The following is a 20,231-nucleotide window of genomic DNA, read 5'->3' on the forward strand; positions in this document are numbered from 1 at the left end:
CCGCCTCGCGACGGCGGGTCCGCGGGCGGGGCGTCGCCGCCCGCCCGCGGACCCCTCGGGGGGTGCCGGGTCAGGACTTCGCGACGGTGCAGGAGTAGTCGGCCGTGCCGGAGCCGGCGTACGCCTCCAGGTCGAGGTAGTAGGTGGCGGTGCCGGAAGCGGTCCGGGTCAGGGTGACCGACTCGTCCGCCCCGGCGCCGTCGTTCACCGAGCGGGTCAGCGTGCTCCCGCTCGCGCTGAGCAGGTAGAGGTCGGCGTCGTACGCCGACGGCACGGCGCAGTTCACGGTCAGCGTCTGTCCACTGGCGAGCGCGAGGGAGAAGTAGTCCCGGTCCGAGGTGCTCTTCATGTCCCCGGTCACGGTGGCCGGGAAGGTCAGCCCGGAGATGCCGTTCGCCGCCGTACGGCTGTCGTTCGGCTCCGCCTCGGCGAAGGTGGAACCGCCCGACGGCGGCGGGGTGGTCGAGCAGTCGGTGACCGGCGTGCCGCTGTAGAGGTTGGCGTCCGGCACCCCGGCGCGGACGCTGCGCAGGTAGTAGCCGCAGGTGGGCCGGTTGGCGAAGTCGTAGCTCTGCCCGTTGGTCAGTTTCCAGATCTTGAAATTGGTGTAGGTGAGCGGCTGACCGGAGACGGCCACCTCGGGCTGGTGGTCGCCGAGCACGACGTAGGCGCTGGGGCCGCTGAGCGTGGCTCGACCGGCGCGGTCGAGGTAGAGCGACGCGCCCTCCTCGACCCCGACGCCCCACGCCTTGCCGCCGGACACCAGTCCGTCCTTGACCGCGCGGGCCACGAACGCCATGGTCCGTCCCATCCGGTCCCGGGTGACGAAGTGCGAGTCGTTGATCGTGCCGGCGTAGTTCGGCCAGCGGAACATGCCGGTGGTGAACGTCAGCGACCGGTCGTACGGGTTGGCCAGCGCGCCCGAGGAGGTGGCGCTGGCGGTGCAGGCGTCGTAGACGACGTCGCTGTTGACGTGGTGCCCGGCGCTGCCGCCGCCCACGCCGCCGCCCTTGGCCACCACCGACTCGACCGACGCCTCCAGCGCGGTGCCCTTCCAGGCCACGTAGCGGCACTGGTCGCCGCCGGCGAAGTAGACGAACTCGGCGTTGCGGATGTCGGTGTTGACCTGGCTGTTGTTGCCGTCGTTGGCCGCGGTGAGAGTGAGCGTGGTGCACGAGTTGACGCCGGCCAACGGGGTGATCACGTCGCACTCCGGGGTGCCGGAGCCGGAGCCGGCGATCACCACCACGTCGATCGCGCCGGTGCCGCCACGGATGGCGTCGACCGCCTTCGTCATGGTGGCGGTGACGATGCCGCCGGAACCGTTCATGGTGTACGCCGGGCCGGACCAGCTCGCCCGGCTGGCGTCGGTGGCGCTGCCCTGGCGTACCCGGGTGACCTGGGCGTGGGCGGCGGTGACGCCGAGCGGGGCGACGGTGAGCAGCGCGGCGGCGGCGGCCGTCACGGCGAGTCGACGGGAGTTGCGGGAAGGGGACATGGGCACCTCCGAGGGGCCACGAAGCGATGAAACAGAAGTTACATCCATTAAGTTCACTGCTCAATACGTAACTTCTGTTACAACTTCGTGACGGCGGCGCCGGACCCCCGGCCCGACGCCGCCGCACCCACGTCAGGCCGGTCGGATGCCGACCACCACGTCGGTGAACGTGGTCGCCGTCGCGCCCCGGAACGCCGCGAACCCGGAGCCCCGGGTCAACCGCGCCACCCACTGCGGATTCTTCTCGTACGACGTGCCGCCGACCGCCACGCAGCCGGTGCGGGCGGCGAGCCCCTCCTCGACCAGGCCGACCATGGCGTAGTCGTAGAAGACGTCCTCGGACGGCGTCGCCGTGCACGGTCCCGCCGCCGGCCGCACCCGCGGCTTGCCGGCGGCCGGCACCACCGTCCAGCGCGGCGCGAGGTACGCGTCACCAGCGGTCAGCCGGCTCCACCGCACGCCCTCGATCCCCCACACGCCACCGTGGTCGGTCACCCGGGCCCGGCGCAGGTCGAGCACGCTGACCCCGCGCTGCCCGAGCACCCGCAGCGCGGTACGCCGACCACCCACGCCGGTCACCTCCAGCGCGGTGTTCTCGTCCAGCCCGAAGACCCGGGTGTGCCGGGTGTCCGAGGCGAGCCGGATCGAGCGCGCCTCCCGCCCGCGGCGGGAGAAGTGGGTATCGACGAGTCCGGCGGTGAAGAACCCGAACCCGCCCCGGGGCAGGTAGCCGAGCACCGCCGGGTCGTCGAAGTAGCCCGGCTTCGCCCCGTCGCGCAGCCCCGGCTCGGTCGAACCCCCGGTGATCATGTCGCGGCCGGCCATGATCTGCGCGCCGGCGCTGGTGCCGGCCACGACCGCGCCACCGCGCAGCTTGCGCCGCACGGCGGCGAGCGCCGCGCTGTCCCGCTGCGCCTTCCCCCGGGTCATGGTGGTGACGTAGCGGTACTGGTCACCGCCGCCGAAGAAGAAGCCGGTCATCGACTCGATCTGCCGGACCACGGCCGGGTCGTCGGCGGCGCCCGGGTGGTCCAGGTCGATCGGGATCCACTGCGCGTCGGCCACCCCGTAGGACCGGAACAGGTCGGCGTAGTAGTCGCCGTTGCAGACGCTGTTGTTGCAGTCCGGGGTATTGGCGTCCGGGTCCTCGGCCGGCACCGGGGCCCCGGCGGTGACGATGCCGATCCGGGCCCGGCCGGGGCCGCCGGCCAGTCGGACGATGTCGTCGTAGATCTCCCGGTTGTCGTCGGCGAGCGCGCCGCCGACCAGCACCAGGCTGCCGCCGGCACGATGGTGGGAGGTGGTGGCCGAGGCCGGCACGGCGGCGACCGGCAGGCTGAGAGTGACCGCCGCACAGGCGCCGACCCCGAGGGTCAGCAGGCGGTTCCAGGGCATGAGTGCTCCTCACGGGTCGTGAGGGCGAGCCGGAACCGAGCGTACGGCAGCCGGCCCGGCCGGACAATGCGCGCGGGCCGGAAGCGGTGGCGGGGCCCGCACCGGCACCCGAGCCGGCGGGACCCCCACCACGGTCGCCGAACGCTCAGCCGGTGACCCGGAAGCTGCGCGTCGCGAACGGGCCCAACGCGATCCGGTCGCCAGCCACCGCCCCGCCCACCGGCCGCTCCGCGAGGTCGCACTCGACGGGCGTGCCGGCGAGCCCGGACACCGTCGCCACGACCGGCGCGGACGTCGGGTTGACCAGCCGCAGCACCGCGCCGTCGCCGTCCTCGGCCGGCTTGTACGCCGACACCTGCGCCCCGTCCACCCGCAGTCCCGGGGTCACGGCCGGCGCCACCGCGCCCGGACGCAACTGCCAGGCCCGCAGCGGCGCGCGCCGGCGGGCCGCCGCCTCGGTGACGGTGGCCTCGTCGTTGTCGAGACGTACCCCGATCGCGGCGGTGATCCGCCGCCGGCACTGCGCCTCCGGCGTGGGCAGCTGCGGTCCGGCGCCGGCGGTGCGGGCCCGTAGGTCGGGCCGGGACAGCCAGCCGACCGCGCGCAGCACCGTCACGGCCAGGGACGGCCGCTCCCCCGCGATGCCCTGCACCTCGGGCAGCCCCGGCGCGAGGACCGCCAGACCCGGCAGGGTGGCCAGGGAGCGGACCGGCGCGACGCCCGCGTCGGCCTCGTACCCGCGCTGCTCGGGCAGCGGTCCGAGCGGCGCCTTGAGCGGGCGGGTGAGCAGGCTGAAGTGGGCGTCCGCGGTCCAGTCGGTGGCCGGCGCGTCGGTCGGGAAGTGGGCCTGGAGGCGGTGGTCGTCGGCGGCGTTGTCGAACTCCAGCCGCCAGTCCAGCTCCGGCACCCCGGCCCAGAGCGTGGCGGTGACGGTCAGCGGCAGCACCACCCGCTCGGTCGACCGGGCGCTCCGGTCGGCGGTGAGACCGGCCGGGACGTCGAGGTCGGCGCGGACGACGAGGCGGGAGGCGACCGGACCGTCGTGGACCCACGCCTCGCGCACGACAGGCGTGACCGTCTCGTCGCGGCGGGGCGGGTCGTAGGTGTAGGTGTCCCCGGCGTCGCCGACGTCGACGACCCGGCCCAGCCCGGGCAGCGTCCGGCCGGTGGCCGCGTCGGTCAGGGTGAACGAGGCGTCGTCGGCCACGGTCAGGGTCCAGTCGCCCCGGGTCACGGTGCGCCCCGGCACCCCGGACGGCACGGCGGCCGGCTCACCCGGGACGACCGACGCGGTGTAGCCGGTCCAGCCGCCGGCTGGGGCGTCGGCGACGAACGCGACGCGGTGCCGCAGCGTGTCCCGGGTGTCCGGCAGGATGTCCAGGTCGGCGCAGAACAGCGGCGTCGGCTCGGTCTCCCGCAGCTCGAACGGCACCGGCTCGCCGTCCGCGTCGACCAGCCCGGCCAGGGTGTGCCCGGGCGCGGTGTGCACGTCCACCACGACCGGGCCGGTCACCGGCGCGGCGTGCGGGTTCACCACCACCAGGGCGGCGGCGTCGGTCACCGGGTCACCGGCGAGCCGGGTGTCCAGCCCGAGGTCCAGCAGGGCCCGTTCGACCAGGTGCTCGCCGGCCTGTCGGGCCCGGTCGAAGCGCACCTCGTTCTCCCGGTGCACCTCGTCCACCGAGCAGCCGCAGATCGAGTCGTGCGGGGCGTTCTGCAGCAGCTCGTCCCAGGCGTGCCGGAGCAGTCCGACCGCGTGGGCACGGCCGGCGCGTACGGTCAGCGGCTCCGCCCACGCCTCCAGCAGCGTCTCGGCGGCGGCGTTGGCCTGCTTGAGGTAGAGCCGGGTGGACAGCGTGCCGGCGAGCACGAAGGTCAGCCAGTCACCGGGGTAGCGCAACTCCCCCTCGACCACCACGTCGGCCGGCACCGCGTCGCGGATCGCGGCGAAGTACCCGGCCAGCGTGCTCTCCGTCGCCGCGCCGTCGGCCAGGCCCGCGGGCAACGGCCGCGGTGCCAGGTGGTCGCCGCCGTTGAGCAGCAGGTACGGCCCGTCCGCGTCCCGTCCGGCCTGCTTGTCGCGGAACGCGGCGAGCCGGTCGGCGGCGGAGGCCGCGTCCCACAGCACCTCCGGCTCGTAGTAGCCCTGGTTGACCGCCACCACCTCGGAGCCGTCCGGGGCACGCCAGCGGAACCGGGCCAGGTGCGGCGGCGCGCCGCGCCAGACCAGCGCGGTGTCCAGCCCGAAGCCGCGCAGCACGCGGGGCAGGTCGGCGGGGTGACCGAAGGCGTCCGGGCAGTAGCCGACGTCGGCGAGCGTCAACCCGAGGTCGGCGGCGACCCGGCGGGCGGTGAGCAGGTTGCGGACCAGGTTCTCGCCGGAGACGAGCTGGTTGTCCGCGAGCACGTGCCACGGCCCCACGTGCAGCCGGCCGGCGGCGGCGTGGGCCCGGATCCGCGCGGCGAGGTCTGGGCGGACGGCGAGCGCGTCCAGGGCGGTGACGGTCTGCCCGTCGAGGTGGAACCGGCGCAGCTCGCCGGCGTCGAGCTGGTCGCACACCCGGGCGACGAGTTCGGCGAGGCGGGCCCGGAAGGACTCCATCGGCCGGTACCACTCGCGGTCCCAGTGGGTGTGGCTGACGACGTGCACGGTCATGACATCTCCCGGCTGGTGACGAGCGCGGCGGCGAAGCGGGCGGTGACGACGGCGGGACGGGTGATGGCGGTGCCGACCACCACGGCGTGCGCGCCGTGGCGCAGGGCGGCCGCGGCCTCGTCCGGGGTGTTGATCCGGCCCTCGGCGACGACCGGCACCGGGAGCGCGGCGGCGAGCGTCGCGATCAGCTCCAGGTCCGGGTCGTGCGGCACCGCGCCGCCGGTGTATCCGGAGAGCGTGGTGCCGACCAGGTCCACCCCGGCGGCGACGGCGGCGTGCCCGTCGGCGGCGTCCGCCACGTCCGCCATCACCAGCACCCGGGGGTGCCGCCGCCGCAGCCCGGTCACGGTCTCGGCGAGCGTGAGCCCGTCCGGGCGGGGCCGCCGGGTGCCGTCGAGCGCGACGATCTGCACGCCGGTGGCGGCCACCGCCTCGGCGTGCGCCAACGTCGGGGTGATGTAGACGCCCTCGGCACCGTCCTTGACCAGCCCGATCAGGGGGGTGTCGGGCAGCGCGGCGCGCAGCGCCCGCAGGTCGCGCAGCCCCTGGGCGCGGATGCCGGCCGCGCCGCCGTGCAGCGCGGAACGGGCCAGCGCCACCATGTGCGCCGGGTCGTCCAGCGGTTCCCCGGGGTCGGCCTGGCAGGAGACGACCAGTCGGCCACGGATGGTGTCGAGCACGGTCATCGGGTGATGTCCTCCAAGACGGCGCCGAGGGCGCGATCGGGGTCCACGAGGGACGAATCGGCGCCCAGCGACCGGGCGGCTCGGCGCAGCGCGGCCAGGTCCTCCGGTCCGGGCGACCGGTCGGGTTCCACCGCCAGGTCGGCGGCCCGTTCCCCCTCCACCGCCCCGTGGGCGGCGGCCAGGTGCACGGCGGCGAAGCGCGGGTCGTCCGGTGGCACGTCGGCCACCCAGGCCAGCGGCACGCCGGCGGCGACCAGGTCGCGCTGCACCGCGAGCAGGAACGCCGGGTCGTCGCGGACGGCGCCGACCGGCCGGGCGTCCAGGGCGGCCCGGGCGGCGAGAGCCCCGGCCGCCTCACCGACCGCCCACTCGCCGTGGTGCACCCGGTACGCGGCGGCGGCGACCTGGGTGGCGCCGAGGTTCTTGGCGGCGGCCAGCAGGTTGACCGCGCCGCGGGGGACGAGCGCGCCGGCCGGGATGGTGAACGGCGCGGTCTCCCGGTAGACCGGATCCGGGTGACCGGTGCGTTCGTGCAGGTCGACGTGGTACCAGGTGACGCCGAGCGAGCCGGCCAGGTGCCGCGCCCGGGCCCGGCCGGGCACGGGGGCGAGGTCGTGGCCGGTGACCGGCCGCTCGACCACGATCCGCCGCGACTCACGCAGGTACGGCGCCTCGGCGAAGCCGTCGGCCGTGCCGGCGGCCTCCGGGGCGAGGCGCAACCCGGGGAAGCCCCGGCCACCGTCCTCGCGGGGCGCCTCGGTGCGCAGCCAGTGCACGAACGCGGCGGTCAGCTCGCGACCGGCCCGCTCGGCGCCCGCCGGGTCACCGATCGGGTCGTACCCGGCACAGTCGTTGGACGCCCAGTTGAGCACCGCGAGCTCCGGCGCGGTGGCGCGCAGCCGCCGGTAGGTCCAGAACGGCGGCCGTCCGTCCGGGCCGTCGGTGAACATCCGGTACCGGTGCACGCCGCCGTCCCAGCCGGCGATGTCGAAGGAGAGCCGGTGCCGCAGCTCGGCGTAGCAGGCGGGCGCGGGGCCGGTGAAGTCCGCGCCGGGATGGTGTTCCACCAGCGCGCACCAGGTGAACGACTGTTGGGCGGCGGGGTCGGGGCCGCCGGGCACGGCGTCCGGCTCACCGTGCGCGTCGCGGCCCTCCGAGCCGGTGACGGTGGCGAACCCGGCGAGCGGGGCCAGGTCGCCGCGCTCGGTGGCGTCGCAGAAGACGGCCGCGGCCAGCACGGTGCCGTCGGTCAGCGTCACGTCGTGGACCCGGCCGCCCTCGGCCCGCGCGGCGACCGGCGCCCGGCCGGTCAGCACCGTCACCTTCGCCTCGGCCAGGGTCGCCTCCAGCACCCGCCCGGCGACGGCCGGCTCGAAGCAGAGCCGGCTCACCCAGCCGCCACCCGGGTTGGCCGTGCCGCCGTAGTGGGCGCGGACGGCGTCGCGGAACGCCCGGTAGCCGGCGGAGGCGCCGAAGCTCTCGATGTGCGGGTGCTCGTCCAACGCGGGCAGCGCCTGGGTGGTGACCTGACCGCCGACCCGGGAGAGTTCCTCGACGAGGACCACCGTGGCGCCGGCGCGGGCGGCGGCGAGCGCGGCGGCCACCCCGCCGAGCCCGCCGCCGACCACGGCCACGTCGGTGGTCACTGTCGGTTCGGGAGTGCTCACCGGTCTTCCTCCACGATGAAGTCGATCTCGTAGGTGCGGCGCCACGGCAGGCTCACCGAGCCGGCGGCGACGGCGAAGCCCGGCACCGCGTCAAGGTGCCGCCACCGTTCGCGCAGCAGATGTTCGATCCGGTCGGTGACCCGCGCGGTCTCCGCATCCGGAACGTGGTCGTGCCGGGTCGGGTCGGTGCCGCGCTCGCGTCGCAGCCGGGGCCGGGCGTACGACATCCAGACGTGGTCGTCGACCAGGCGGTGGGCGAGCAGCCGACGGGCGGCGGACCGGTCGAGGGTGCCGGCGGCCCGTCCGACCTGGTAGGCCACCAGCGTGGCGAGCGCGCTGCCGACGGTGTTCCCGGCGGTGTTCCAGCCGGCGAAGCCGGCCAGCCGGGCGTACGTGCCGTCGGCGGCCAGCTCGGCCACCAGCCGGGGATCGGCGCCGTTGCCCAACGCGCAGTCGGCCAGGGCGACCGGCCGGCCCTCGGCGAGCAGCCGACGGACCAGCGCGGCGGTGCGCGCCGCCGGCACGGGGTCGGTGTCGGCCGGCGGGGCGGTCGCCCAGTCGGCGTCGCCGGGTTGCGGCGGGTGCACCACGAGCACCGCGTCGGCGGCGGCGTGGTCCACCACGTCGGCGCCGGCGGCGGCGGCCTGGCTGGCCACGCCGACGCCGACCGGCACCGGTTCGTAGCGGGCCACCCGGTCCAGCCCGTCCGGATCGGCGCAGGCGACCGCGAGGCGGGGCGCGTGACCGGCGGCCGCGGCGAGCGCGCGGGCCACGAGCACCGCGCCGATCTCGTCGGCGCCCGGGTGCGCGAGCACCCGGTCGGTCATCTCCAGCCAGGACGTCCAGGTCCGCAGCCACTGCCATTCGGCGGTGCCGACCGCGGCGACGGCGGTGTCGTCCGCGCCGACGACGAGGGTGTCCAGCACACCCTCGGCGGCGAGCCCGAGCGCGGCCTGGTTGAGCACGTGGTTGCGCTGCCGGCGGCGCAGGAAGTCGCGGCGGATCGCCGCCGGCACGGCGGTGGTGGGCAGCTCGGCGGCGTCGATCCCCCGGTGCAGCGCGGCCGAGTACGCGTGCAACGCGCGGCCGTGCCGGGCCCAGTAGTCGGGTTCCTCACCGGCGTCGTCCGCGTCGGGGGTGCGTTGCACGACGGTGGCGGCGTAGACCGGTGTGGGGCCCCGGCGCAGGGCGGCCCACCGGCCGAGCACGGCGGTGACCGGGTCGTCGCGCAGCCGGGAGGCGATCAGCCCGCCGAGGCCCAACGTCTCCAGCGCGACCACCGTGGCGTCGGCCCGGCGGCCGGCGAGCCAGCGCGCCAACCCGTCCGGGTCGCCGGGCCGGCGCTGGGCCGGCAGCAGGTCGGCCGGTGGTACCTGGACACGCGCGCCGGCGACGGCGGCGACCAGGGCGGGCAGCGACCGGCAGACCGGCCGGTCGTCCAGCGGTACGAGCGCGATGTCGATCATCGGCGGACCGTGCCCTCCTCGAGCGTCCGCAGGGCGGCCTCGGCGGCGCCGACCAGCGCGGCGTCCGCGCCGAGCGCGGCCGGGACCAGCGGCACCGGGCCGAGCACCGGCATGCAGGCGGCGGCGAAGGCCGGGCCGGCGGCGGCCAGGACCTCGGGTACGGCGGCACCACCGCCGACCACGATCCGGTCCGGGTCGAGGGCGTTGGCCAGGCCGGCGAGGGCGGTGCCGAGCGCGGCGCCCGCCTCGGCCAGGACGGTCCGCGCCGCCTCGTCGCCGGCGCGGGCCCGCCGCACCACCTCGGGCAGGTCGACCGGCTCGCCGGTGCGCTCGGCGTAGCGCGCGGCGACGGCCGGGCCGGCGGCGACCGCCTCGACGTGCCCGGTCGCGCCGCACGGGCAGGGGCGGCCGACCGCCTGCGGCACGGGCAGGTGGCCGAGGTGCCCGGCGGCGCCCGATCGACCGCTGAGCAGCATTCCGGCGACGTGCACGCCGCCGCCGATGCCGGTGCCGACGGCCACCCCGATCACGGTGGGCAGGCCGCGGCCGGCGCCGTGCACGGCCTCGCCGAGCGTGAACGCCTGGACGTCGTTGAGCACCGCGCCGGGCAGGCCGAGGCGGGCGCGCAGCGCGCCCGGCACGTCCACCCGGGACCAGTCGCTGATCGAGGAGGTGGCGGCGGTGAGCAGGCCGGTCGCGGGGTCGACCAGGCCGGGGGCGCCGACGCCGACCGCGACCGGCGCGGCGCCGAGCGAGCGGACCAGCGCGGCGGCCCGGTCCAGGACGGCGGCGGCGCCGGCGCGGGCCGGCGTGGGGGCCTGGGTACGGGCCAGCACGGCGCCGGCCCGCACCAGCGCGGCGGCGGTCTTGGTGCCGCCGATGTCGACGGCGGCCAGGAGCGGGGCGGTCACGGCGTCCTTCGGGTCACGGTGATGCGGAAGTCGTACCGGTCGGCGCGGTAGATGCTCTCGGCCCGCTCGACCGCGACGCCGGTGCCGTCGTAGGTGGTCCGGTCCACCCGCAGCGCGGGCGAGTAGGGCGCCACACCGAGCAGCGCGGCCTGGTCGGCGTCGACCACGGTCGCGGAGATCACCTGGTCGGCGTGGTGCGGCCGGACACCACGCGCGGCGAGCACGTCGTAGAGGGAGCCGGAGAGCAGTGCGGCGTCGAGGTCACCGACCCGCTCGGTCGGCAGCCACACCTCCTCGACGCACATGGGCAGGCCGTCGGCGAGCCGGAGCCGGCGTACGTGGGCGACCTCGGCGCCGGGGGACAGCGACAGCTCCCGGGCCACGGCCACGCCGGCGGGCACGAGGGTCAGGTCGAGCAGGCGCGAGTCCGGGGTGAGCCGGCGGCTGCGCATGTCCTCGCTGAACGAGGTCAGGGCTAGGGACTTGGAGATGGTGGCCGGGTCGGCCACGAACGTGCCGGCGCCCTGGGCGCGGTAGACCAGGCCCTCCTCCTCCAACCGGCCGACGGCCTGCCGGACGGTCGCCCGGCTGACCCCGAACCGGGCGACGAGTTCCCGCTCGCTGGGCAGCGGGTCGTGCGGACGCAGCGCCTCACCGATCTCGGCGCGCAACGCGGTGTACAGCGCCTCGTGCTTCCAGGCGGTCTTGTTGCCGCTGGTGGTGGTCACCCCTTCACCCCTCCCTCTCCGATGCCACGGAAGAACATCCGCTGCAGGGCGAAGAAGACCGCGAGCAGCGGAACGACCGCGATCATCGTGCCAGCGGCGACCACCCGCTGGTCGTTGGTGAAGGTGCCGGACAGGTATTGCAGGCCCACGGTGAGGGTGAAGTTGTCGGGGTTCTTCAGCACGATGAGCGGCCAGAGGAAGTCGTCCCAGGCGAACAGGAAGCTGAACACGCCGACCACCGCCAACGAGCCGCGCACGCTGGGCAGCGCGACCCGCCAGAACCGGGCCCACTCCCCCGCGCCGTCGATCGCGGCGGCCTCCTCGGTCTCCCGCGGCAGGGCCAGGAACGCGGTACGCATGACCAGGATGGACAGTCCACTGACCGCGCCGGGCAGCAGCACGCCGAGCAGGGTGTCGACCAGGCCGAGGCTGCGCACGGTGAGGAAGACGTTCACCATGATCACCTCGAACGGCACGACCAGCGAGGCGAGCAGGGCGGCGAAGACCGCGCCCCGGCCGCGGAAACGCATGCGGGCCAGCGCGTAGCCGGCCATGGCGCCGAGCAGGCAGTTGGTCAGCACGCTGGCGGACGCGACGATCGCCGAGTTGCCGATGTAGCGCCAGACCGGGATGACCTCGGTGACCTTGCCGAAGTTGCCGAATGTCGGGTCGGTCGGCAGCAGCGTGGTGTCCGGGCCGTAGATCGGTTCGCCGGTGCTCTTGAGGGCGGTGGAGAGCTGCCAGAGGAACGGACCGACGAGCAGCACGGTCATCAGGAGCAGCAGCAGGTACCGCAGGGCCGGCCCGGCCAACCTGCCGACCCCGGCGGACCGCCGGGCAGGCCGCACGGCCCGCCGCCCGCCCTCACGGCCCTCGCTCCGCTCGGTGCGCTCGCTCATGCCGAGCCCACCGGGCATGCCCTCACGGCCCTCGCTCCGCTCGGTGCGCTCGCTCATGCCGAGCCCACCGGGCATGCCCTCACTGCCCTCGCTCCGCTCGGTGCGCTCGCTCATGCCTCGTTCCTCTCGCTGCGTCGGCGCAGCACCAGCGCCAGGACGGAGAGGCCGAGGGTGCCGACGAAGAGCGTCAGGCTCATCGCGGAGGCGTACCCGATCTCACCGTCGACGCCGAGACCGACCTCGCGGATGTAGTAGACGATCGACTTGGCCTGCCCGCCGGGTCCGGCGGTGCCGGAGGACATCACGTAGATCTCGGCGAAGACCTTGGTCGCGGAGATCGCGGCGAGCGTGCCGACCAGCAGCATGGTGGGGCGGACGGTCGGCACGGTGACCGAGCGGAACCGGCGGACCGCGCCGGCGCCGTCGACCCGGGCCGCCTCGTAGAGCTCGTTCGGCACGTTGGACAGGGCGGCCAGGTAGATGACCATGTAGTAGCCGAGGCCCTTCCAGACCGTCACCAGCATGCAGGCGAACAGCAGCAGGGTGGCGTCGGTGAGGAAGGGCAGCGGCTCGGCGACCACCCGCAGCTTCACGAGTACGGCGTTGACCAGGCCGTCGGAGGAGAGCAGCCAGCTCCAGATCAGGCCGACCACGACCATCGAGGCGATGACGGGGGTGTAGAACACCGCCCGGAACGCGCCGATGCCGGGCAGCTTGGCGTGCACCAGCTGGGCGAGCAGCAGGGGCAGCAGCACCAGCGCGGGCACCACGACGACCAGGTAGAGCGCGGTGTTGCCGAGCGCCCGGAAGAACTCCGTGTCGTCGGCCAGCCGGGTGAAGTTGGCCAGCCCGGTGAACTGCCCCCCGCCGAGCGCCTGCGCGTCGGTGAACGCCAGCACGCCGGTGTTGGCGAGCGGCCCCCACGTCATCAGGGCGGTGACGAGCAGCGCGGGGGTGAGGAACAGCCAGGGCACGTACCAGCGACGGCCGATCACGTCGGTGAGCTCCTGTCGTGGAGGGGAGGGTGGCGCCGCCCGGCCGGAGCCGGGCGGCGCCGGCGGGTCAGCGGGCGAGCAGCTTGTTGGCCTCGTCCACGGCCTGGTCCAGAGCGGCCTTCGGGTCGAGGTCGCCCTTGACGGCGAGCTGCACCTTGCCGATCACCAGGGCCTTGGTGCGGTCGTCCCACTGCACCGGGGTGAGGTTCTGCGCCTTGGCGATCTGCTCGGCCGAGATCCGGCGGGCCTGCGCGGTCGGGTCGGCGGCGTCCACCTGGGTGAAGTACGGGTCCTTGAGCGAGTCCGAGGTGGACGGCAGGATCGTCACGATCTTGGCGAAGGCGAGCTGGTTCTCCGCGTTGCTGACGAACTTGGCGAACTCCAGCGCGGTGGCCGGATTCTTGCTCTTCTTCGGCACGAGCAGGCCCATCACCGACATGTTGGTGGTGCCGTCGGCGCTGGCGATCTGCGGCGCGACCCCGGTGGCCTTGGCGACGGCCGGGGCGTTCTGGCCGACGACCTTGAGGAAGTTCGGCCCGGACGGGAACAGCGCCACCCGTCCGGCCGAGTACGCCTCGGTCTCCTTGGCGTGGTCCTGGGTCAGCCAGTCCGGCGCGATCGCCTTGCTGGCGTAGAGGTCACGCAGCCGGGTGACGTACTGGACCGCCTCGGGGGTGTTGAAGGTCCACTTGCTGGCGTCGTCGTTGAGCAGCGGGACGCCCAGCTTCGCCAGGTTCGGCACGAACGTGTTCTCCAGCGCCGGGTGCCAGCCGTAGAAGCGGCCCTTGCCTGCGGTGGAGATCTTCTCGGCCTGGGTGAGCAGTTCGTCGATGGTCTTCGGCGGGGCGGCGTCGGGCATCCCGGCCTGGGCGAAGAGGTCCTTGTTGTACATGGTGATCTCGCTGGTGAGATACCACGGCAGGCCGTACGAGCCGGCCTGGCCGGGGACCTTGAACGCGTCCCACGCGCCGGGGACGAAGGAGTCCTTGACGTCGGCGGCGTTGGTCTCCATGTCCACGAAGACGCCCTGCTTCTCCAGCTTCTGGGCGAAGTTCGGGTTCAGGTTGACCACGTCGGGCAGGGTGCCCGCCTGGGCGTCGTTGGTGATCTTCTCCTGGGCGCCCTGGAACGGCAGGTCGACCCAGGTCACGTTGGTGCCCGGGTGCTGCGCCTCGAACTTCTCGATCAGACCGTTGATGTAGTCGTCGAAGGTGGGCTTCAGGGCCAGCGTGGCGAAGGTGATGTCGCCCTTGACCTCGCCGCTGATCGGGTCGTCCGAGCCGGCGCCGGCGTCGTCGCCGCCGGACAGGCCGCAGCCGCTGAGGAAGAAGGCGGCGGCCACTGCGGCCGCGGCGAAGGCGCGGGTACGCCTCATGGGGGTCCTCCATGCGTGGGGGTGAGTGGTACGGACCAGTTGCCGGAGAGACTGGCCCACGATCACCGCCACGTCAAGCCCCAGCTCGACTTCTGCGCCCCATGTCCGGTTTGGTTACCGAATTGAAGCCTTGACTTGTCCGTACCAGTGGCCACACGATGAGGCGCATGCCTACCCCCACACCCCTACGCCGGGCCACCGCCGGCACCGCGGCCGGCGTGGTCCTGCTCGGACTCCTGAGCGCTCCCGCCAGCGCGTCCGGCGCCGCCGCCGGGTCCGGCGCGCCGACGGTCGTGGCCGCCGACGGCGCCACCGCCACCATCGACGCCATCGATCCGTCGTCACGCGCCGCCGGCGTGCTCGCCCTCTACACCCCCGACTCGGGGGCCGAGACGAAGACCAACGCCTTCGGCGGCGAGGCGGTGCTGCGGGCCGCCGGCGGCGGGGCGTACGACGTGGTCAGCGTCTGCACCGCGCTCGACTCCTGCCCGAAGCCCGGCAACAACGCCATCCCGGCCGACGGCGCCGTGCTCTCCGCCTCGCCGCCCGAGGCCGGTGGCGTCGACGACCGGCGGTGGCTGCGCGACCGGCTGCACCCCGGCGACCGGGTGCAGCTGCGCAACCTGCTGATCCGCCGGGCCACCACCACGATCGACGCCACCGACCCGACCGCCACCACCAACCCCGGCGGGGTGGACCCGGCCAAGGGCGAGTGCTTCCCCGGCTGCCGCGGCGCCGAGCAGCTCGTCCGCTACACCGCCAACGGCGGCCGGGACCACACCGGCACCAACGACTTCGGGTACGAGGTCACCGTCCGCGACGGCCGGGTGGTCGCCCGGCAGGGCGGCGACAGCGCCGTGCCGGCCGACGGGTACGTGCTCTCCGGGCACGGCTCCCGGGGCTCCTGGCTGGAGGGCAACGCCCCGCTCGGCGCCCGGGTCACCGTCGACGGCGACACCGTCACGGTGGATGTCGACGCGGAGAGCTTCCTGCTCGGCGCGGAGCGCGCCGTGTCCGCGGCGCGCCAGGCCGGCCAGGCCGCGCGGACGAGCTGTCTGGACTTCGACCCGGCCGCCGTGGAGACCGCGCTCGCCGAGGCGGCGGGCCTGCTGGGCCGGGCCCGCGACACCGCCGCCGCCGAGCCGGAACGCGCCGCCGAACTGGCTCGCGACGCCGCCCGCCGTGCCGACGTGGCCGGTTACCGGGCCCGCGAGTCCCGGCCGGTGGAGGGCCGTGGCCTCTGGGTCCGCCCGATCGAGACCAGCCCGGAGCAGATCCGCGCCTCGCTGGACCGGATCGACGCCGCCGGCTTCAACATGGTGTTCCTGGAGACGGTCTGGGGCGGCTACACGATCTACCCGAGCCCGGTCGCCGAACGGGCCGGCATGCCCGCCCAGCGGCCCGAGATGCGCGGCTTCGACCCGCTGAAGGTGTGGGTCGCCGAGGCGCACGCCCGGGGCATCGAGCTGCACGCCTGGACGCACACCTTCTTCGTCGGCGTCGAGTCCGGCGGCGGGCCGGTGCTCACCGCCCACCCCGAATGGGCGGCCGTGGAGCGCGAGGACGTCGGCAAGGCCGGCCCGCAGCCGTCCCGGATGGAACCCGGCTACTACTGGATGGACGCGGCGGTCCCGGCCGTCCGCGCGCACGTGCTCGCCACCTTCGAGGAGATCCTGCGCGGCTACGACGTGGACGGGCTGCACCTGGACTACATCCGCTACCCCGTCTCGCTGCCCTACGGCGCCGACTTCTCCTACTCGGCGTACAGCCGGCAGACGTTCGCGGCCGAGCACGGCGTCGACCCGTACACGCTCACCCCCGAGTCACCGCAGTGGCCGACCTGGAACGCCTGGCGGGAGAAGCAGATCACCACGTTCGTCGACCAGGTCCGCACGATGCAGGAACGGGTCGCCGGTGACCGGCAGCTCTCCGCCGCCGTGTTCGCCGACCCGACCGACGGGCTGGCCAAGAAGTTCCAGAACTGGGGCGCCTGGGTCGACGCCGGCACGCTCGACTTCCTCACCGGGATGTCGTTCGGCACCTCCGCCGGCTCGGTCGGCCACGACACGGCCGTGATGCGCGAACGGGTCGGCGACGTGCCGCTCTACACCGCCACCTACGGGCCGCTGCGGGGGTCGTCCCCCGACCTGATGCTCGACCAGGTGCAGGCGGTGAACGACGCGGACTCCGACGGCGCGGCGCTGTTCGCGTACAACCAGCTCAACGCCCGCCAGCAGGAGGCGCTGCGGGAAGGCACGTTCCGCACCCCGGCGACGGTCCCGCACGCCGACTACCGGGCCGCCGCCCGCTCCGGCGCCGCGGCGCTGCGCGAGACGCTGCGGCAGGCCACCGCCTGCGCCCCGGCCCGGACCACCGCCGGCGTACGGCTCCGGCTCGCCGCCGCCGAACGGCTGCTGTCCGACGGGCTACCCGCCCGCTCGGCCGACGCGGCGGCCCGGCAGCTGCGCGCGGCGGCGGAGCGGGCGGCGGGCTGGGGCGAGGGTGTGCCGCCGGAGCTGATCCGGCGGACCGTCCGCGACCTGACCATGTACGCCCGCTGGGCGGAGCTGGCCTGAGTCGCGGGGCGGCGCGGAACGGCCCGTCCGGGTCGCCCGCGCCGCCCCGTCTGCCGTCAGTAGGTGCAGCCGGTGGACGGCAACGTTCCCGGGGCCGGCACGGCCGAACCGTCGTAGAGGGCCAGCAGGAGATTCTGCGGGCAGCGGTTCGCGCCGCCGACCCGTACCTCCAGGTGCAGGTGTGGGCCGGTGGAGTTGCCGGTGGAGCCGGTGTAGCCGATGACCTGGCCGGCGGCGACCCGCGCCCCGTCGGCCACCGCCCGGGAGGACAGGTGGCAGTACAGGTAGTAGGTGCCGTCGTCGGCGGTGATGCCGATGCCGTAGCCGCACCCACCGCCGGCGTAGCCGACCGTGCCGGCGGTGATCGCGTACGTCGTCACGCCGCTGTTGGTGGGCAGGTCGATCGCCGGATAGTCGTGGTGCGGGTCGTCGTACTCGCTGCGCGGCAGCACCGAGCGGCCGATGACCAGGGCGTAGGTGCCTCCGCCCCCACCGTTCCCGAGGAGCCACTGCCAGGTGGTCGCGCCGACCGTGGAGCCGCCGGTGAGCCCTCTGGTGGTCTTGAAGCTGGTGACGGCGTTGGTGGTGGCCGCGCCCCAGGCGCCGTCGACGGTGAGGCCGTAGCCGTACTTGTTGAGCGCGGTCTGCAGTGCCCGTACGGCGTTGTTGTTGGCGCCGGCGTCCAGGGTCACCACGAGGCGGGCCCAGGTCAGGGAACCGACGATCCCGTCGGCGGTGAGCCCGTTGGCGGCCTGGAACGTCCGCACCGCGCTGGTGGTCCCGGCCGTGAAGGCGCCGTCCACGGTCAGGGTCCCGCCGTGGTGGCGGAGCAGGAACTGGGCCGACGCGACGTTCGGACCGGACGCGCCGCTGCTCAGCGTCGGCCAGGCGGGCGTGGCCGCCTGCGCGGCCGTCGGACCGGTCAGCACCCCGGCGATGGTCAACGCCAGGGCGGCGAGCACTCCGGCCACGCGTCGAAGGGGAATCCTCATCTGCACTCCTCACACCTGGGCCGCCCGGGAACTGACATCGATGCATGTCAGTTGATGTGAAGAATATGCTCATCGATAAGGGTCACTTCCGCAAGTATTCTTCACAACCTCGCGGCGAGGTCCACCACGCGCACCGGCACGCCGGCCCGGGATCGGGCCTGTCGCCGCGACCCGGCCGGTCGGTAGGGTCGGTCACGTGGATCTCGACGACACCGCCGCGCGGCTCGGGGTTCCGGTCGACGAGGTCGACCGCGTGCACCGGCTCGCCGCCGACCACCCGTCGGCGCCACTACCCGCGCGGGCCGACGCGCCCGCCCTGCTGGACCGCCTCGCGGTGCCGCCGGACGACGCCGCCGACATCCTGGCCGGCTGGCCCGACCCGGACTCCCCACTGTGGACCCCGGAGCTGCGCTGGCTGCTCGACCGCTCGACCGCGATGGTCCGCGCCGATCTCGGTGGCCACGAGTGGCTGCCGCCCGGCCCGGCGCTGCCGCGCGACCGGGGCCCGGCCTGGCGGCACCTCTACGTCTACGCGTACCTGGCCCTGGTGGAGATCACGCGTGGCTACCACCGGCACCACGGCGTGCCCGATGCCGTGTCCTGGGCGACGCTGGCCGACCTGGGCCGCAACCTGGCCGTCGACCGGCGGATGGACGGCGAGGGCTGGCCGGTCATGCAGAGCTGGCTGACGCTGCACACCCGCGGCGGTCTCTACGAGCTGGGCCGGCTCCAGCACCAGCGTGGCGAGACCATCGGGCTGCACATCCCCGACGCGGGGCCGCTGACCCCGCAGGCGGTCACGGCGTCGCTCGACGAGGCCCGCGCGTTCTTCCCGCGCCACTTCCCGGACGAGCGGCACACGGAGTTCTCCTGCGGCTCGTGGCTGCTCGACCCGCAACTGCGCGAATACCTGCCGGACGACTCGAACATCGTCCGCTTCCAGCGGCGGTTCGAGCTGGAGCCCTACGAGGAGCAGGAAGGGCTGGACGGCGACGTCGAGGTGCTGCGGTTCGTGTTCCGCACGCTGAGCACGCCGCTCGACGAGCTGCCACGTCGCACCGTGCTCCAGCGCGCGGTCGTCGACCACCTCCGCGCCGGCCGCCACTGGCAGTGGCGGCGCGGCCGCTTCCCGATCTGACCCGGCTCAGCGTCGCGGCGGTGGACCCACACTGCGTCGCGGGATCAGCGTCGGCGCGATGGTCTGGCGCAACGGGCCGACGCCGGCCGACTCGATCTGCGCCAGCAGCAGATCGAGGCTGGCCCCGGCGACCGCCGCGAAGTCGGGGCGCACGGTGGTCAGCGGCGGGATGAAGTAGGCCGCCTCGGGCACGTCGTCGAACCCGACCACGCTGATGTCGTCCGGCACCCGCCGGCCGTGCTCGTGCAGCGCGCGGAGCACGCCGAGCGCGAGGTGGTCGTTGGCGGTGAAGACGGCGGTGACCTCGGGCATGCGGGCCAGCATCTGCCCGGACCGGTAGCCGGCGGCGGCGGACCAGTCGGCCGGGACCAGCGGCGGTATCTCGGCGCCGGCCACCTGCAGGGCCTCGCGCCAGCCTTCGATCCGGCCGGCGCTGTCGAACCAGTCCGACGGGCCGGAGACGTGCCAGACCGTGCGGTGCCCGGCGTCGAGGAGGTGCTGGGTGGCGGCCCGGGCGCCGGCGACCTGGTCGACCGTCACCAGCGGGATCGGTCGGCGCGGGTCGCCGTCGACGGTCACCAGCGGCACGTCCTGGGGAAGCCGCTCCAGCGCCTCCCCGGCCGACTCGACCGGCGCGATGACCACGATGCCGGCCACCCGGTGGGCCAGGTGCCGTTCCACCGCCGCGGAGATGGAGCGGTGGTCGAGGTCGCTCACGCTGCCGACGCTGACCGCGAAACCGGCCTCGGCGGCGGTCTGCTCCAACGCGGCCAGCAGGGAGGCCGGCCCGTAGAGGGTGGTGTTCTGCGCGACCACGCCAATCACCTGGGACCGGCCGGTGACCAGCGCGCGGGCGGCGCGGTTGGGCCGGTAGCCGAGTTCGGTGATGGCCGCCTGGACCCGGAGCCGGGTCTGCTCGCGCACGTTGGGATGCCCGTTGAGGACCCGGGACACCGTCTGGTGCGACACCCCGGCGAGGCGAGCCACATCCGTCATCGCAGGACCGCGCACGGCCACCTCACTTTCCGACAGCCCGCGGTGGCCGAACCCGGTCGATCTCGACCGGACCGGCCCGGGTGGCGACAGTCTACGCCAGCCGTTCCCGCCGGAACGGCGCCGTCGGTCCCGCGTCCGGGTGCCGGCCACCGAATGCCACGGAATCGTCGGCGGCCCCATTCCCCTCCTCCGGCCGGGACCGTGAAGTCCCAGCTCCGCGCCGGTGCATTGGGCCCGGGGTGAGGCTTTTCCG

The 20,231-nt window shown here is 74.7% G+C and carries 15 protein-coding genes; 2 read left to right on the plus strand and 13 right to left on the minus strand.

Going from position 1 to position 20,231, the window contains the following annotated elements; all coding sequences use genetic code 11:
- Positions 1-70: 70 nt before the first annotated feature.
- From O7600_RS06865 to O7600_RS06915, 11 genes are all read right to left on the minus strand, one after another.
- On the minus strand, positions 71-1,498 hold the full coding sequence (locus O7600_RS06865; protein ID WP_281592840.1) for a pre-peptidase C-terminal domain-containing protein: 1,428 nt from the start codon (positions 1,496-1,498) through the stop codon (positions 71-73).
- Between the two features lie 132 nt (positions 1,499-1,630).
- Positions 1,631-2,893 (minus strand): cyanophycinase, encoded by a 1,263-nt coding sequence (locus tag O7600_RS06870; RefSeq protein WP_281592841.1) that lies wholly within the window; start codon positions 2,891-2,893, stop codon positions 1,631-1,633.
- A 145-nt stretch (positions 2,894-3,038) separates the two neighbouring features.
- A complete protein-coding gene (locus tag O7600_RS06875; protein WP_281592842.1) occupies positions 3,039-5,549 on the minus strand; it encodes a glycosyl hydrolase-related protein in 2,511 nt (836 codons plus the stop codon).
- Positions 5,546-6,235 (minus strand): N-acetylmannosamine-6-phosphate 2-epimerase, encoded by a 690-nt coding sequence (locus O7600_RS06880; RefSeq protein WP_281592843.1) that lies wholly within the window; start codon positions 6,233-6,235, stop codon positions 5,546-5,548. The genes O7600_RS06875 and O7600_RS06880 overlap by 4 nt, the downstream gene beginning before the upstream one ends.
- The gene (locus tag O7600_RS06885; protein ID WP_281592844.1) at positions 6,232-7,902 is read right to left on the minus strand and encodes an FAD-dependent oxidoreductase; all 1,671 of its coding nucleotides are present in this window, start codon (positions 7,900-7,902) and stop codon (positions 6,232-6,234) included. Before O7600_RS06885 ends, O7600_RS06880 begins: the two co-directional genes overlap by 4 nt.
- On the minus strand, positions 7,899-9,368 hold the full coding sequence (locus O7600_RS06890; protein WP_281592845.1) for a DUF4127 family protein: 1,470 nt from the start codon (positions 9,366-9,368) through the stop codon (positions 7,899-7,901). Before O7600_RS06890 ends, O7600_RS06885 begins: the two co-directional genes overlap by 4 nt.
- Entirely contained in the window at positions 9,365-10,279 is a 915-nt protein-coding gene (locus tag O7600_RS06895; RefSeq protein WP_281592846.1) for an ROK family protein, read from the minus strand. The genes O7600_RS06890 and O7600_RS06895 overlap by 4 nt, the downstream gene beginning before the upstream one ends.
- Positions 10,276-11,007 carry a GntR family transcriptional regulator gene (locus tag O7600_RS06900; RefSeq protein ID WP_281592847.1) on the minus strand — a complete coding sequence of 244 codons (732 nt, stop codon included), beginning with the start codon at positions 11,005-11,007 and terminating at the stop codon, positions 10,276-10,278. The genes O7600_RS06895 and O7600_RS06900 overlap by 4 nt, the downstream gene beginning before the upstream one ends.
- Positions 11,004-12,020: a carbohydrate ABC transporter permease gene (locus O7600_RS06905; RefSeq protein WP_281592848.1), complete on the minus strand. Its 1,017-nt coding sequence runs from the start codon at positions 12,018-12,020 to the stop codon at positions 11,004-11,006. Before O7600_RS06905 ends, O7600_RS06900 begins: the two co-directional genes overlap by 4 nt.
- Positions 12,017-12,901 (minus strand): sugar ABC transporter permease, encoded by an 885-nt coding sequence (locus tag O7600_RS06910; RefSeq protein WP_216642321.1) that lies wholly within the window; start codon positions 12,899-12,901, stop codon positions 12,017-12,019. The genes O7600_RS06905 and O7600_RS06910 overlap by 4 nt, the downstream gene beginning before the upstream one ends.
- A 67-nt stretch (positions 12,902-12,968) precedes the next feature.
- On the minus strand, positions 12,969-14,276 hold the full coding sequence (locus tag O7600_RS06915; RefSeq protein WP_281592849.1) for a sugar ABC transporter substrate-binding protein: 1,308 nt from the start codon (positions 14,274-14,276) through the stop codon (positions 12,969-12,971).
- Between the two features lie 167 nt (positions 14,277-14,443).
- Here O7600_RS06915 and O7600_RS06920 point away from each other — a divergent pair, with 167 nt between their 5' ends.
- Complete coding sequence (locus tag O7600_RS06920) at positions 14,444-16,852, plus strand: family 10 glycosylhydrolase (protein ID WP_281592850.1); 2,409 nt, start codon at positions 14,444-14,446, stop codon at positions 16,850-16,852.
- A gap of 56 nt (positions 16,853-16,908) precedes the next feature.
- Here O7600_RS06920 and O7600_RS06925 read toward each other — a convergent pair whose 3' ends face one another.
- On the minus strand, positions 16,909-17,844 hold the full coding sequence (locus O7600_RS06925) for a peptidoglycan-binding protein (protein ID WP_281592851.1): 936 nt from the start codon (positions 17,842-17,844) through the stop codon (positions 16,909-16,911).
- 196 nt (positions 17,845-18,040) lie between these two features.
- On the opposite strand from O7600_RS06925, the gene O7600_RS06930 reads away from it, so the two are divergent.
- Entirely contained in the window at positions 18,041-18,982 is a 942-nt protein-coding gene (locus O7600_RS06930) for an acyltransferase domain-containing protein (RefSeq protein WP_281592852.1), read from the plus strand.
- A 6-nt stretch (positions 18,983-18,988) separates the two neighbouring features.
- On the opposite strand, the gene O7600_RS06935 is transcribed toward O7600_RS06930, so the two are convergent.
- Complete coding sequence (locus O7600_RS06935) at positions 18,989-19,978, minus strand: LacI family DNA-binding transcriptional regulator (protein ID WP_281592853.1); 990 nt, start codon at positions 19,976-19,978, stop codon at positions 18,989-18,991.
- Between the last annotated feature and the right edge of the window lie 253 nt (positions 19,979-20,231).

Source organism: Micromonospora sp. WMMA1998, assembly GCF_027497375.1.
GTDB lineage: Bacteria > Actinomycetota > Actinomycetes > Mycobacteriales > Micromonosporaceae > Micromonospora > Micromonospora sediminicola.